Below are 14,791 nucleotides of genomic sequence, written 5' to 3'. Positions count from 1 at the left end.
AGCTGTCGCGCATTTAAATTGTATATTCAGGGCGGGCGGGACACCCCACAAGACTTGAATTTTTTTTGACATACAATGTTAAATGCAGAATAGCTTATTAGATGGACAAATTTTGACAAAATACATACTTACCTACCGTAAGGGTACGGCTAACTACGCTGCGTAGAAACCGGGTTTTTGCGCGTCCAAGACTAACGCATTTAAATTATTTGTTGTGGTGAAAAACCAGGTTTTTTTTAAGAAACCCGGTTTCTGAATTAGAGCGAGTTTGCCAAGCTCCATCTTGGGATAGATGCCTGTGTTCCCCTACATTGGATATATAAATAGTTATAGACGCAAATAAGCTCAAAAACTAGGTTTTAGGGTTAACATCGATCGCTCACAACCTCTGATTTTGACTTTTAACCTGGTTTTTGTGCCTCCCGGACTCCAAAAGATAGTTTTTTTATCGGCTCTCGCGATTCACCCGCAAACCGGGGCAAAGGTTCCAGCAGAAAGCGGAGCAATTTTTGATATTTTCTTTTGATCGGCGATCGAAATTGAGTTCAACGAAATCGCCAAATACTTTGCTAAACTTACTCAGAGTTAATCTTTACAGGACTTTTTTCTGTGGAAAATTGCAGAGTAGGGAAAATTAGTTGGAGTATTAAATAAGTCTAGCCATCGAAACTGTACCCCATCAAACACAACTTTAGGTAGGTCTAAGTATGTTTGCTATCAAAGGAGAACTCAAATTAAATAATAGAGAACCTACCTTGATGGCGAAACACGCAGGGTTGAGACTGGTTGTTTTTAATATGGGATTGAGTCTTCGGACTCAGATGTATGGTCGGGTCAAGCTTTCCGACTCGAAAGTGATTAACGAACTCAAAAAAGTTTTAACCAATCACATCAAAAAATAAGGGGGATTTGCTTGAATGAATCAATTGTCTAGCCGAGTATACCAAAACGCATTAATTAATTTAAAGGATGCTTGTCATCGGTATCGCTCATCCAAGTGGGTTTATCCCACATTCGCTAGCGGTCGAGATGGTCAATCATTTACAGTAGATTCGTCAAACCCAAAGGTTGTACTGAATGCTGGGAATACAATTAAAATTCCTACAGTAGGGACATTTCCAGGTCATGAACCACTGGAATGGGGTTTGGTTTCCCAGACTTTTACCCTATCAAAAGAAGGAAGTGGTTGGTTTGTCTCATTCTGCGTTGACGCGGAGCGCAAAGAAGTCCAACAAACCCAAGAATCAGGAGGTATTGACCTAGGAATTAAAGCCTTTGCTACGATGCCAAAAAATCAAGTTTTTGATGCACTAAAACCGTTAAAGCAAGCGAAAACCAAGCTAGCAATATTACAGGGCGAAGCTTCAAAAGAAGTAAAAGGCTCTAAGAACCAGCGCCAAATCTACAATAAAATGATGCGGATTCACTCCGGGATATCTGGCATTCGCAAGGAGTTATTACACAAGTTGATAACTCCCACAGTTAAAAGTTTAAAACTGATTAAGATTGCAGACTTGAATGTGAAAGGGATGATGGCTAATCCTAAACTTGGCTTGGCTATATCTTACCTGGGCTTTGATGAATTCAGGCGTCAACTTGAATATAAGTGCAAGATGTATGGGGCGACAATAGTCCTAGTCGATCGATGGTTTCCTAGTTCTTTGACTAGCTCGCTCTGTGGTAACAAACAAGATCGGTCACCCTCGTATCAGGACTTATGATTGTCCATCCTGCGGTATCTCGATTGACCGTGATTTAAGCGCCAGTATCAACATTTTGGAACTGGGAACCCTTGGCAGCCAGGGGGATAGCCGACTTATCTTGGGATAGCCGACTCCTTCGACTATGTTGGGCCCAACAGCGTAGGAATTAAACACTAATTATCTCAAGACGACTTTGGTTAAGTTTAGATAGATTTTATGAAGCAGTAAAGAATGGAAATATTCAAGGGATTTTGAGGAACTATTTAAGTAAAATATATTTCAATAGTCCGGACTGTTTTTAGTTCGGAGGCTGAAACCCTGGATTTTCCTTTGGTAGCGAACTTGCCTTGGAGCCTTGAAACCGTTATTTTACGGTTGGCAATCAAATACTGCCCGCATTACTGATATTTAAGTAAAAGGAATTTTTGTGAAAAAGCTCAATATCCTCTTAGTAGAAGACAGCCCCCTAGATGCCGAACTGATTGAGGCATATCTAATAGATGGCGGTCTGGAATTTTCTCTGCAGTGTGTGGAAACTCGGGAAGACTTTGCCACGGCGCTGGAAAAACACTGTTTTGACATTATTTTGGCAGATTATATGCTGCCTTGTTTTAACGGAGAAGTAGCGCTGGAAATCGCCCGCGCTACTTGTCCGGAAGTGCCGTTTATTTTTGTGTCGGCTACTTTGGGCGAGGAAGTGGCGATCGAAACTTTGAAAAGCGGCGCTACTGATTATGTTCTCAAACGCCGTTTGATGCGCCTGGTGCCGTCGATTCAGCGGGCCCTGCGGGAAGTTCAAGAACGGAACGATCGCAAGCAAGCCGAAGCACAGCAGCAGGAAAGCGAAGCTCGATTTCGGATTATGGCAGATACCGCGCCGGTGATGATTTGGATGTCGGACACTGACCAACTTGGCGATTACTTTAACAAAGTTTGGCTGAAGTTTACGGGTAGAACGTTGGCGCAAGAAATGGGCACTGGTTGGATGGAAAGCTTGCACCCCGATGATTTGCCAGAATGCCGGGATATTTACCGCACAGCTTTCGACGATCGCAGCGAGTACCGGATCGAATGCCGCCTGAGGCGCTATGACGGGGAATACCGCTGGGTTTTGGGTACGGGCGTACCCCGGTACAGGCCCGATCGCACTTTTGCAGGTTACATCAGTTCTTACATCGATATTAGCGATCGAAAACTGGCAGAACAAGAACGCGCTGCCGCTTTGTCGCGCGAACAAGCAGCCAGGTTGCAAGCAGAAGAAACAGCTAAAGCGCTGCAATCGGCAAACGGTCAAATTACTAACATTCTCGAAAGCATTACCGACGCTTTTATCGCGATGGATTTAAAGGGGAACTACACCTATGTCAACCAAAAAGCTCAAGAGCTTTTAGGCAAGTCAAAAGCCGAGTTGATCGGTAAAAATGTTTGGGAGATATTTCCATGGGCTGTGGATTTACCGTTTGCCAAAAGGGTTGCCAAAGCATTAACAGAAAAGGTAACGATCGAGTATGAAGAATTCGTGCCGTTATGGAATAAGTGGTTGAAGGTGCGTTTTTATCCTTCGGATTCTGGTTTGTCGGCTTACATCCAAGACGTTAGCGATCGCAAGCAAGCAGAATCTGCACTCCAAGCTAGCGAAGAAAAGCTGAGAATGTTGGTCGAAGCTAACTTGATGGGGATTATGTTCGGAGATGTTAACGGCGGTATCATGGAGGCCAACGACGAATTTTTGCGGATAGTTGGTTGCACGCGGGAACAGTTGCAGCGCGGGGAATTAAACTGGATTGACATGACGCCGCCGGAGTACCAGTCTCTCGACTTGAAGGGGATTGAAGAGGCACAAGCAACGGGGGCTTGCACTCCCTACGAGAAGGAATTCTTGAGGAGAGACGGCAGCCGGATTCCGGTGTTGATCGGATATGTTTTGCTCGCCCAAAAGCGACAAGAATCTGTGGCTTTTATTCTCGATTTGACGGTTGGCAAGCAATTGGAAAGAGAACTGCACGATCGAGCCCAGGAATTGGCCAGGGCGAACCGGATTAAAGACGAGTTTCTGGGAACTTTGTCCCACGAATTGCGGACGCCGCTGAATGCGATGCTGGGATGGGCGCAACTGCTGCGCAACCGCAAGTTTGACGAAAAAACAACTGTTCGGGCTCTGGAAACGATCGACCGCAATACGCGCTCGCTGGCAACTCTGATCGAGGATTTGTTGGACGTGTCGCAGATTATTAATGGCAAACTGTCCCTGAATTTGCGGTGGGTGGATTTGATTTCGAATGTTGAGGCTGCGATAAAGACTCTCGCGCCCGCGATTGGGGCAAAAAATATTGAAATTGTGACGGATTTCGACAAAACTGCGGGGCGGATTTTTGGCGATTCCGGCCGCTTGCAACAGGTGGCGTGGAATTTGCTGTCGAATGCGATTAAGTTTACTCCCGATGGCGGACAGGTGAGGGTGGCGCTGCGGAGGCTGGAGGGGACTCGGGCCCCTGAGGAATCCGCTTGCTGTAAAAATTTGTCGCCCGCTTGTGTGGAACTTGAGGTGAGTGACACGGGACAAGGGATTACGGAAGAGTTTTTGCCCCACGTTTTCGATCGGTTCAGCCAAGCTGACAGTTCTACAAAGCGACCGTACAACGGATTGGGTTTGGGTTTGGCCCTAGTGCGCCATTTTGTGGAAATGCACGGGGGGACAGTGCAAGCGGAATCGGCCGGTTCGGGACAGGGAGCGAGCTTTTTGGTGAGATTGCCAATTAAACAGCCGCATAGCGACTGCGGACTTTCTGTTTCCGGATCCGGGGAGTTTGGGGTTCCTCAAAGCAAGGCGCGAGCCCGTGTAAATAAGTCTTTTGTCAGCAGCAATCTTTCTGGAGTGCGGGTGTTGGTGGTGGATCTCGATGCGGATTCCCTGGATTTTGCGCGTACAGTGCTCGAAGATTGCGGGGCCCAGGTGGAGAGCGCTAGCTCGGGAAGCGAAGCCCTGGAGGCGGTTGAAAGGCTGAATCCGGATGTGTTGGCGATCGATATCGAGATTCCTGCCCCTGATGGAGAGGATCTGCTCCCGCAAGTGCGATCTTTCGTGGCGGACAGGGAAATTCCGGCATTGGCGTTCACGGCGGTTGGTAGGGTAGAGGAACGGGTACGGGCGCTGCAGCAAGGTTTTCAAATTTACGTGCCCAAGCCGATCGAGCCTGCTGAGTTGGTCGCGGTGGTGGCCAGTTTGGCGGCGCGATCGAACGATTTTAGATTTTAGATTTTAGATTAACCCCGTGAGGAGGGATGTCGGAATTAGAGCTAATTTGTCAAGCCTCAAAAGTTATAAATTTAATTTAGGTCAAAGTTTTTGGCTTTCGATCGGAGGTGGAGTTCGATCGGAGGTGGAGTTCGATCGCCCTTAACAATATCTCCTCAAATATCAAGTTCAGCAACTAGGTGCTTCATTAAGCATGACTAACTTTGACAATTAAACCTAATTTGTCAAGTCCCAAAAGTTATAAATTTAATTATCGAACGATTTTATATTTGAGATTTTAGATTTGAGATTGGCTCCGGCAGAACCTAGGTCTGAATTAGAGCTAATTTGTCAAGCCCCAAAAGTTATAAATTTAATTTAGGTCAAAATTTTTAGCTTTTGAGCAGAGCTGCAGGGACGATCGCCCTTAACAGTATCTCCTCAAATATCAAGTTCAGCAACTAGGTGCTTCCTTTGAAAAATATTCGGCCGGGGGTCAATGCTTGTGACACTCCTCTATTTCCCGCCGTGCAAGGATTTTTTTGCTCTTTGAGGTGGAGTGGTTGCCCCGTTCCCACTATAGACGGCTAGATACCAATTGCACCCGGCCGGCATCCATTTCATCCATTAATAACTCTAAAGCCTCATAATCAATATCCGAGATGTACCCCAAACGGGTGAGCTCGTAGTTGATTTCGTTTTCAATGTCAGGCGTCAACTGCTTAATGTAGAGGGCTTTTTCTACAAGTTGACGAATAGCATGAGTTGCTTGCATAATAGGTCGGAGAACTCCGTACACTTTTATTTTGCTCTGAACTGTCTAGCGAGCGCGTGATCTAAATCAGAACTCACAAGTGATTTCAATTACATTATTCAGTTTAACCTAACAGCTAGGGCAGGGTCGAGCGCAATTTTTAGAGTTACCAAGAGTAAACTGCTGCCATAAAGAAAAAATAGTATAGTAGCTTACTTTTCCTAGGCAAATCTTACGCAAACTTTTATAAAAAAGAGTCAATAAATAAAGATTCAGTAAAATCACTGAAAACAACTGCTCAGTTTCCCTCAGAGTAAGTTACTCTGAGATTTATCAACTAGGTTTAGGCTGACATTTGTCCGGCCCAGTAGTTGAAAATACGTAGTAATCACAGGTTTGACCTATGCCGACACTTCTTGCCCGTAAACCAATTACGGTGATTCGACCCCTAGACCACCTGAATGCAGCCACCTCCGGAGAATTTGGACGGCAACTAACGACAGCAATTTCAGCCCCCGGGGTGGCAGGGGTACTAGTAGATTTTGCCGAAGTAACATTTATGGACAGTGCGGGTTTGATGGCATTGGTTTCGGGCCTGAAGCAGGCGAAAAAAATGGGGCGCAGCTTTAGTATTTGCTCGGTATCCCCCGGGATTAGGATGATTCTGGAACTCAGCAAACTCGATCGAGTTTTTAAGGTATTTGAAAACGTCGATAGCTTTGAAGCGGAAAACTCCAGCGCCCACAAGCAGTGATAGAGCCGAATCACCGGCTTCAACAAACAACAAAACACAGCAAATTCGGTTAAATGCTCCAAAAGACAGAGGACTGTCGTTGGCGTGTTGGCAGATTTTAAGGTAGGCTGCTTAAGAGTCGCAGATATTTAGCGAGTCGAGCCGTGGCAGTAAAAGTCGAAGAATTACTTACAGCAGAAATTAATCAGCCTGCTCGTTATCTGGGAAACGAATTGGGGGCTGCCCACAAGGATTGGGACGGGGCGTCTGTGCGCTGGGTTCTCACTTACCCAGAAGTCTATGAAGTTGGTGCTTCCAATTTGGGGCACATCATCCTTTACAACATTTTGAATGCCTTGCCGAGGCAGTTGTGCGATCGAGCTTATTTGCCCGCACCAGACTTGGCAGCAAAACTGCGATCGACTCAAACTCCCCTGTTTGGGGTAGAATCCAGGCGATCGCTCACAGAATTTGATATTCTGGGCTTTAGCCTCAGCTACGAACTCGGAGCAACAAACATTCTGGAAATGCTGGATTTGGCCGGCATTCCCCTAACTTGGAAAGAAAGAGCGACAAATGACCAAAACGGTCAAATGCCGCTGATTTTTGCTGGCGGGCAAACAGCAACTTCCAATCCCGAACCTTACGCTGACTTTTTTGACTTCATCGCTTTGGGAGATGGAGAAGAATTGCTGCCTGAAATTGGCTTGATTTTGGCATTCGGCAAAACTAATAATTTGAGCCGGGAAGCATTGCTGCTGGATTTAGCGCAAATTCCCGGTGTCTACGTCCCGCAATTCTACGATATGGCGGCCGACGGTTCAGTTCATCCCAACCGCCCGCAAGTTCCCGAGCGAATTCTGCGCCGCGTGGCGACTCCGATACCAGCTTATTCGACCGGCCTGGTTCCCTACGTCCAGACAGTACACGACAGACTGACAGTAGAAATCCGCCGGGGATGCACCCGCGGCTGTCGCTTCTGTCAGCCGGGAATGCTGACTCGTCCCGCGCGCGATGTGGAACCGCAGCAAGTCGTAGAGGCGATCGAACAGGGGATGCAAGCCACCGGGCACAGCGAGTTTTCCCTGCTTTCCCTCAGTTGTTCCGACTATCTGGCACTCCCAGCAGTCGGGATGGAAATCAAAAATCGCCTGAAAGATAAAAATATCTCTCTGTCTCTACCCAGCCAGCGGGTTGACAGATTTGACGATAATATTGCCGACATTCTCGGCGGTACGCGACAAGGCGGTTTGACTTTTGCCCCGGAAGCGGGTACTCAGCGGATGCGCGATATCGTTAACAAAGGTTTGACGAATGAAGAATTGCTCCGGGGTGTCAAAACTGCGGTCGATCGCGGCTGGGATAAAATCAAGCTGTATTTTATGATCGGTTTGCCCGGAGAAACCGATGAAGATGTTCTGGGCATCGCCGAAACAGTCCGCTGGCTGCACAGGGAATGCAGGCTCGATGGCCGGCGGGGACTCAATTTTAACTTGACAATTTCTAATTTTACGCCTAAGCCTCACACTCCTTTTCAGTGGCACTCGGTTTCTACTGCTGAGTTTTCCCGCAAGCAAAAACTCCTGAAGGGAGAATTTCGGGGGATGCGGGGCGTCAAGGTGAATTACACTGATGTGCGGATTTCGGCAATGGAGGATTTTGTCGGACGGGGCGATCGACGTTTGGCTGCTGTAGTCCGCCGCGCTTGGGAACTAGGCGCGGGTATGGATGCGTGGTGGGAAAGTTTGGATCGGGCTTACAAAGCTTGGACTCAGGCGATAGATGAATCGGGCCTTACCTGGAAATACCGCAAAGTCGAAAGCGGCGAGTGGAATCTCTTTGAGAAGGAAGAGGAGAGGGAAGAAGGAAGTTCGGCAACGGATTCTGTAACGGATGTAACGGATGTAACAGATCTTAGTTCGACGGAAGTCGGAAGAAGGGAGAAGGAAGAAGGAAGAAGGAAGAAGGAAGAAGGAAGAGAAATCAAGGAAGATTTTCCCCCTTCCCCCACTCTCCCCCTCTCCCCTTCCCCCACTCTCCCCCTCTCCCCCTCCCCCACTCTCCCCCACTCGCCTTCCCCCACTCTCCCCCTCTCCCCTTCCCCCACTCTCCCCCTCTCCCCCTCCCCCACTCTCCCCCTCTCTCTCGATCGGGCCTTACCTTGGGATCACTTAGATACGGGAATCGACAAAAACTGGCTTAAAATTGACTTGCAAAAGGCTTTAGAAGCAGCGACGGTTCCCGACTGTTCCTTTGAAGGATGTTCGCGCTGCGGGGTTTGCGGCACCGATTTCGGACACAATGTGGTTGTGGATGCGCTGCCAATTCCAGAGTTTGCCGGGGAGTTCGTGCCCAATACCGAGCGGAAACAGCGTTTGCGGGTTTGGTTCGGGAAGGTGGGCGATATGGCTTTGGTTGGTCATTTGGATTTGATCCGATTGTTCGATCGAGTAGTCCGCAGAGCGGATTTGCCCATTTCTTTTACGGGCGGGTTTCACCCGAACCCTCGGATTTCTCTGGCAAATGCTCTGCCTCTGGGCGTTACCAGCACTGGGGAAATTGCCGACTTTGAGCTCACTGAGTCGATCGAGGTTGAGAGTTTTCGATCCAAGTTGGCGGCCAAGCTGCCGGAAAATATTCCGATTTACAAGGTTGAGCCGATCGATCTCAAGGCTCCTTCTGCTAGTCAGTTGTTGGAAGCAGCGGAGTACGTAATTACTGTGGCCGACGCCGGCTCGTTGGCCCTTCAGGGCGAATTAGGGCTGGAGAATTCTGCTGCTGTTTCCGTGGCGGATGAGGCCAACTGGGAAGATTGGGTCAAGACGATCGCCCAAACAAAGGCTTTTTGGCGGGTGCACACTACTAAGTCGGGAAAGACGCAGGATGTCAATTTGCGCGATCGGCTGCACAAACTAGAACTTGTAGAGCAGAAATCAGAAAGCAGCACAAGAGCCTCTGGTCGTACATCCGAAGGCAGAGCCATCTTGCGCTATACCGGGACTTGTCGCAGCGACGGCAACTTGCTAAAGCCAGAACATATTGTGTTCATGCTCGAACAAGTCAGCCAGCAGGAAATTCAGCTTCTGCGGGTTGAGCGCAGTCAGCTAATCCTGGGTTATGGTTAAGATAGGGAAGCTAAGAGTGGAATATTTCACCTTCGGCTCTCGATCGGGATGTGTCGTTTCACGCTATAATCGCTTGTTATGGAAGCCGCGGCGGCTCGAGCGCTTTAGTCGCTCGCCGCCCTCGTCAACCAGCAACGCGGGCTGGGTGCAAATTGCTTCTGTTCAAGACTTCAAGCCTTTTTGTTGTACATTCACGGGCTAAATCTAGCGCCAAACCCGCAGGAGCGGGGCAGGAACCAACTTTAGCGATTAATTTCGACCGCTCGACTGGTTGTCGGCCCTCGGCTTACTCAAAAATCTCACGGTTCAAACCGTAGAGCGGGTATTCAACAATAGATTTTTTTGACCCGTCAAAAAACGGAGATAATCCCCCGACAGGAGTCGTGGAGAACCAAAATTTGAGATTTTAGACTAAAGTTCAATCTCCCAGATTTATCTGTAGAGTAAATCTCAAATCTCAAATCTCAAATCGACTGACCCGTCAAAAAACGGAGATAAGCTCCCGACTTAATTCGTGGAAAACCAAAAATTTGAGATTTTAGACTAAAGTTCAATCTCCTAGATTCATCTGTGGAGTAAATCTCAAATCTCAAATCGACTGACACGTCAAAAAACGGAGATAAGCCCCCGACTTAATTCGTGGAAAACCAAAAATTTGAGATTTTAGACTAAAGTTCAATCTCGCAGATTCATCTGTGGAGTAAATCTCAAATCTCAAATCTCAAATCTCAAATCGACTGACCCGTCAAAAAACGGAGATAAGCCCCCGACTTAATTCGTGGAAAACCAAAAATTTGAGATTTTAGACTAAAGCTCAATCTCCCAAATTCATCTGTGGAGTAAATCTAAAATCTAAAATCTAAAATCTCAAATCGACTGACGAGGTTTTAGGGTTGGCAGGGGCGGAGGTTGCAGTCGAATGCCAAACAGGGGTGTGTTGAGTGCGATCGTGCAAGAATTCAACAAAAGTCTAGGCGCTTTCACTCCTACCTACTTTCGCTCAAAACCAGCCCTCAACCACCACGCAAGCGGAGTTATCAGTTCGTAGTGTTAAGTTGTGTGTTAAGAAATTGGTACGGTGTCACTGAATTTATTCGCTGAGTTCAAAGGAAGAGTTGTAAGTGTTGAATTTTGAGTATTGATTTCGCAATTATCAACTCAAAACTCAATATCGCTAACTCGATAAAAGCCTCCTTATTTCTATCTCTCAGATTTATCTGCTGAGCATAACTCATAACTCTGTACGGGCGGGTTTAACTACTTTATCTGTAACAGTGAACAGTTAACAGTGAACAGTTAACAGTGAACAGTTAACAGTGAACAGTTAACAGTGAACAGTTAACAGTGAACAGTTAAATTTCCTTCCACCCTGCACCAACTCACAGCTAATAACTCTTCAAGCTACTACTAATTACAGTCAAAGTCAGAGGCACTATGAGTGCGTAAGTACCTCTAACTTGCTGCCAGTTTTGTGAGGAAATTGAATGACAAAGCAGATAGTTATAGCAGAGCAGCATCGCATTGCTGCCGTCTTTTCAGAAGATCAAATCCAAGAACTTGTGGTAGCCACAGGCAGCCACCAAGTCAGCGACATTTACTTGGGAATTGTAGAAAATGTACTTCCCGGGATAGATGCGGCATTCGTCAATATTGGCGACCCCGAGCGTAACGGGTTCATGCACGTCACAGACCTCGGCCCGCTGCGCCTTAAACGCTCGGCAGGAGCAATTACAGAACTCCTGACGCCGCAGCAGAAAGTGGTGGTACAGGTGATGAAAGAACCGACGGGCAGCAAAGGCCCCCGGCTGACAGGCAACATTACTCTGCCGGGCCGCTATTTGGTACTGATGCCCTACGGCAGGGGAGTCAATCTGTCACGGCGGATCAAGTCGGAAGCCGAGCGCAACCGCCTCAGAGCCCTGGCTATTTTGGTGAAACCGGCCGGGATGGGGCTGCTGGTACGCACCGAAGCTGAAGGGATGACTGAAGAAGCCATCATGGAAGATTTGGAAGTCCTCCAAAAACAGTGGGAAGCCGTTCAACTCGAAGGCGGTACCTCGCGGGCGCCGGCACTGCTCAACCGCGATGACGATTTTATCCAGCGGGTGCTGCGGGATATGTTCAGCGGTGACGTGAATCGGATTGTGGTGGACTCGCAAAATGGAATTAAGCGGGTGAAGCAGCAGTTGATGAGCTGGAACGGCGGTAAACTTCCTGCGGGAGTTTTGATCGACCACCACCGAGAGCGCGCCTCGATTTTAGAATTTTTCCGCGTTAACGCTGCGATTCGAGAAGCCCTCAGACCGAGGGTGGATTTGCCTTCGGGCGGTTATGTGATTATCGAGCCGACTGAGGCGCTGACGGTGATCGATGTCAACTCTGGCTCGTTTACTAGATCGGCCACGGCTCGGGAAACTGTACTCTGGACAAATTGCGAAGCAGCAACGGAAATTGCTAGACAACTGCGGTTGCGCAATATTGCCGGGGTGATTATTGTTGACTTTATAGACATGGAATCCCGCCGCGATCAGTTGCAGGTGCTGGAACATTTCAATAAAGCTCTCAAAGCTGACAAAGCTCGGCCACAAATCGCTCAACTGTCGGAATTGGGGCTGGTAGAACTGACTCGCAAGCGCCAAGGTCAAAATATTTACGAGTTGTTCGGCCACAGTTGTCCTACTTGCAGCGGGTTGGGTCATCTGGTGCAACTCCCCGGGGAAGAAGACTTCGCCGCAGCCGTGCGGGAATCGGGCGATCGCACCGTTGCTACGTCGAACCGCGTTTTGTTGAATTTGCCCGAAGGATTGGAACGCCGCAGCTTGACGCCTGTGGCGGCTGCAACTCCTGCACCAGTGCGGGAAGAACGCCCCCCCGAACCTGCTCGGGCTACTTGGGAACCTCAGAGCGAAAGTGTGGATTTTGAGACCGGCAGCAACGCCTCGCCTTTGGACTTGCTCAACCATCCCAGCTATCAGGATTTGGGGAACGGAACCAGACGGCGCCGCCGCCGCCGGATTGGTGAAGAGCCTTTTGCCCTCCCGGTGGAGGAGGAACCGGTGCGCAGCAAGTTGCGCCTGCCAAATACTCCGAGCGCGCCTGTGGCGGATACGCGCTCTGAGTATCTGGCCCCTCCCGGCATCCGGGCCGCTTCGGAGGGCTTCGGGCTGGTGAATATGGCGACTGTTGGCAGGCGCGAGGATTTCGATCGCGTGCGTCCCGCTAAGTCTGAGTTGATGAAGCCGATGGTGGAGCCTCCGGAGGTAATTTCGGTGGAAATGACAGCGGAGGAGCAGGATGTTTATGCTCTGATGGGGGTTTCTCCTTTGGTGCTTACCGATCGCAGCGTGAAAAATCCTAAGAATGCGATCGTTTCGGTGACTCTCCCGGGTGTTGCCCCGAACAAGCCGCCTTTCGAGCAGCTCGAATTTGAATTTGAACCGACGGCGCCTGCACAGAATGCACAGGAACGGGATTATTATCCAGAAATGTCGGTAGTTGAGCCTGTATTTTCTGATGATGATGAGGCCCAAATTTACGGCGAGAGTTCGATCGACCAAACTGATGATTTCGATCGCATGGAGGAACCCAGCCATGTGATGGACGAATCCTATGAGCCGATCGAATCCTATGGGTCGATCGAACTTTCGGAGCCGATCGAATCCTATGAGCCGATCGAACTCAATAAGCCGATCGAATCCTATGGGTCGATCGAACTCAATGAGCAGATCGAAGTCAATGAGCCGATCGAACCCAGCGAACCCGAGGAGCCTGCTATCAACCGGCGACGGCGGCGCCGCTCGTCAGCCGTTTTGGATGAGTGATATGAAGTCCGAGGGCAGAAGGAAGAAGTCCCAGGTTCGAGGGAAGAAGGAAGAAGTAGAAATTTTTACTCTCTTTCCATCTTTCCATCTTCCCCCTTCCCCCTCTCCCTCGAAAACTCTGGTAATTGCAGGTGTGGATGAAGTCGGACGAGGGGCTTTATTTGGGCCGGTGGTGGCTGCCGCCTGCATTTTGCCCGACGAAGTTCTCGATGAATTAGCAAGTTGCGGGGTGCGCGACAGCAAGCAGTTGAGTGCCACAGCCCGGAGTCGGTTAGCCGTGAAAATCCGGGCTGTGGCGGTTGACTGTCAAATTGGTGTGGCTTCGGTGCGGGAGATCGATCGCCTCAATATTTTGCAGGCTTCTTTGTTGGCGATGAAGCGGGCGATTCTTAAGCTGAATGTTCAGCCGGATTTGTGTTTGGTTGACGGGAATCAAAGGATTCCCAATTTGTCGATCGAGCAAGAGACAATGATCCAGGGTGATGCGCGATCGATTCAGATTGCTGCTGCTAGTATTGTCGCGAAAGTTTGGCGCGATGAATTAATCCAGCGTTTAGCTGTTAAGTATCCTGAATATGACTTGACAAACAACAAAGGATATGGTACCGCTAAACATAAGTTAGCTTTGGAACGTTGCGGGCGATCGGCTTTTCACCGATTATCATTTAGCCCTTGTCGAAAATCTTAAAATAGCGGTGGAAAACTTAGCTAATTCCAGCGCTAGTATATAAAATTGGAAAAAGCAAGAATTTCAGATTAATAGTCCTGGGTGTATAAATTCTATTCTGTAGGATGCGCAATGCGCACCTTACCGCTTCAGCCTCCGGTAGCATCTATAGAATCTTTATTTAACCTCTTGGGCATGACTAATAATTTGCTAACAATTCCCGGCTATCGCATCATTGAGCCAATCTACAATGGCTCTAGAACACAGGTTTATCGAGGAATTTCTGAGTCAAACCAAAAAGTAATTATCAAACTGCTATTGAGCGAGTATCCCAGCTTCAGCGAACTGGTGCAATTTCGCAATCAGTACACGATCGCCAAAAACCTCAACTTGCCCGGGATCATCGAAACATACAGTTTGGAACCCTACCAAAACAGCTATGCGCTGGTAATGGAAGACTTTGGGGGAATTCCTCTGAATGAATGGATGGAACAAGGGGAAACTGCCCCGACTCTGAGTGAGTTTTTGCCAGTGGCGATCGACCTGAGCAATATATTAGATATACTCTACCGCCACCGGATAATTCACAAAGACATTAAACCCGGCAATATTTTAATTAATCCGCATACAAAACACGTCAAACTCATTGACTTTAGTATTGCATCCTTGCTGCCCAGGGAAACTCAAACCCTGATGAATCCTAACGTCTTGGAAGGGACACTCGGCTATTTGTCTCCCGAACAAACGGGAAGG

The 14,791-nt window shown here is 48.4% G+C and carries 11 protein-coding genes; 10 read left to right on the top strand and 1 reads right to left on the bottom strand.

Features of this window, described 5'->3' with window-relative positions; all coding sequences use genetic code 11:
- The first annotated feature begins 707 nt into the window (after positions 1-707).
- The 4 genes from QUB61_RS33585 to QUB61_RS33575 all read left to right on the top strand — a co-directional run bounded on the left by QUB61_RS33585 (position 708) and on the right by QUB61_RS33575 (position 4,959).
- Complete coding sequence (locus QUB61_RS33585; RefSeq protein WP_333134817.1) at positions 708-902, top strand: hypothetical protein; 195 nt, start codon at positions 708-710, stop codon at positions 900-902.
- 15 nt (positions 903-917) lie between these two features.
- Positions 918-1,721 carry a transposase gene (locus tag QUB61_RS33580; RefSeq protein ID WP_333134815.1) on the top strand — a complete coding sequence of 268 codons (804 nt, stop codon included), beginning with the start codon at positions 918-920 and terminating at the stop codon, positions 1,719-1,721.
- Positions 1,678-1,830, top strand: a complete 153-nt coding sequence (locus QUB61_RS40240; RefSeq protein ID WP_333375550.1) for a zinc ribbon domain-containing protein — start codon at positions 1,678-1,680, stop codon at positions 1,828-1,830. Before QUB61_RS33580 ends, QUB61_RS40240 begins: the two co-directional genes overlap by 44 nt.
- Positions 1,831-2,130: 300 nt before the next feature.
- Positions 2,131-4,959 carry a PAS domain S-box protein gene (locus tag QUB61_RS33575; RefSeq protein WP_333134814.1) on the top strand — a complete coding sequence of 943 codons (2,829 nt, stop codon included), beginning with the start codon at positions 2,131-2,133 and terminating at the stop codon, positions 4,957-4,959.
- Between the two features lie 556 nt (positions 4,960-5,515).
- Here the strand turns inward: QUB61_RS33575 and QUB61_RS33570 are convergent.
- Positions 5,516-5,713 carry a hypothetical protein gene (locus tag QUB61_RS33570; protein WP_333134812.1) on the bottom strand — a complete coding sequence of 66 codons (198 nt, stop codon included), beginning with the start codon at positions 5,711-5,713 and terminating at the stop codon, positions 5,516-5,518.
- Between the two features lie 382 nt (positions 5,714-6,095).
- Between QUB61_RS33570 and QUB61_RS33565 the strand changes: the two genes are divergently transcribed.
- The 6 genes from QUB61_RS33565 to QUB61_RS33540 all read left to right on the top strand — a co-directional run.
- Entirely contained in the window at positions 6,096-6,446 is a 351-nt protein-coding gene (locus tag QUB61_RS33565) for an STAS domain-containing protein (protein ID WP_333134810.1), read from the top strand.
- A 143-nt stretch (positions 6,447-6,589) separates the two neighbouring features.
- The gene (locus QUB61_RS33560) at positions 6,590-9,550 is read left to right on the top strand and encodes a TIGR03960 family B12-binding radical SAM protein (protein WP_333134808.1); all 2,961 of its coding nucleotides are present in this window, start codon (positions 6,590-6,592) and stop codon (positions 9,548-9,550) included.
- A 919-nt stretch (positions 9,551-10,469) separates the two neighbouring features.
- Positions 10,470-10,598, top strand: coding sequence for a hypothetical protein (locus QUB61_RS33555; RefSeq protein WP_333134806.1), 129 nt, complete (start codon positions 10,470-10,472; stop codon positions 10,596-10,598).
- A gap of 436 nt (positions 10,599-11,034) precedes the next feature.
- A complete protein-coding gene (locus tag QUB61_RS33550; protein WP_333134804.1) occupies positions 11,035-13,371 on the top strand; it encodes an Rne/Rng family ribonuclease in 2,337 nt (778 codons plus the stop codon).
- Position 13,372: 1 nt separating this feature from the next.
- Positions 13,373-14,059, top strand: coding sequence for a ribonuclease HII (locus QUB61_RS33545; protein WP_333134802.1), 687 nt, complete (start codon positions 13,373-13,375; stop codon positions 14,057-14,059).
- Between the two features lie 174 nt (positions 14,060-14,233).
- On the top strand, positions 14,234-14,791 hold a 558-nt coding region (locus QUB61_RS33540; protein WP_333134819.1), incomplete at its 3' end, for a protein kinase domain-containing protein.

The organism is Microcoleus sp. C2D2 (genome assembly GCF_036702495.1).
Classification (GTDB): Bacteria; Cyanobacteriota; Cyanobacteriia; order Cyanobacteriales; family Microcoleaceae; genus Microcoleus.
This window is presented reverse-complemented; position numbering and strand designations above follow the sequence as displayed.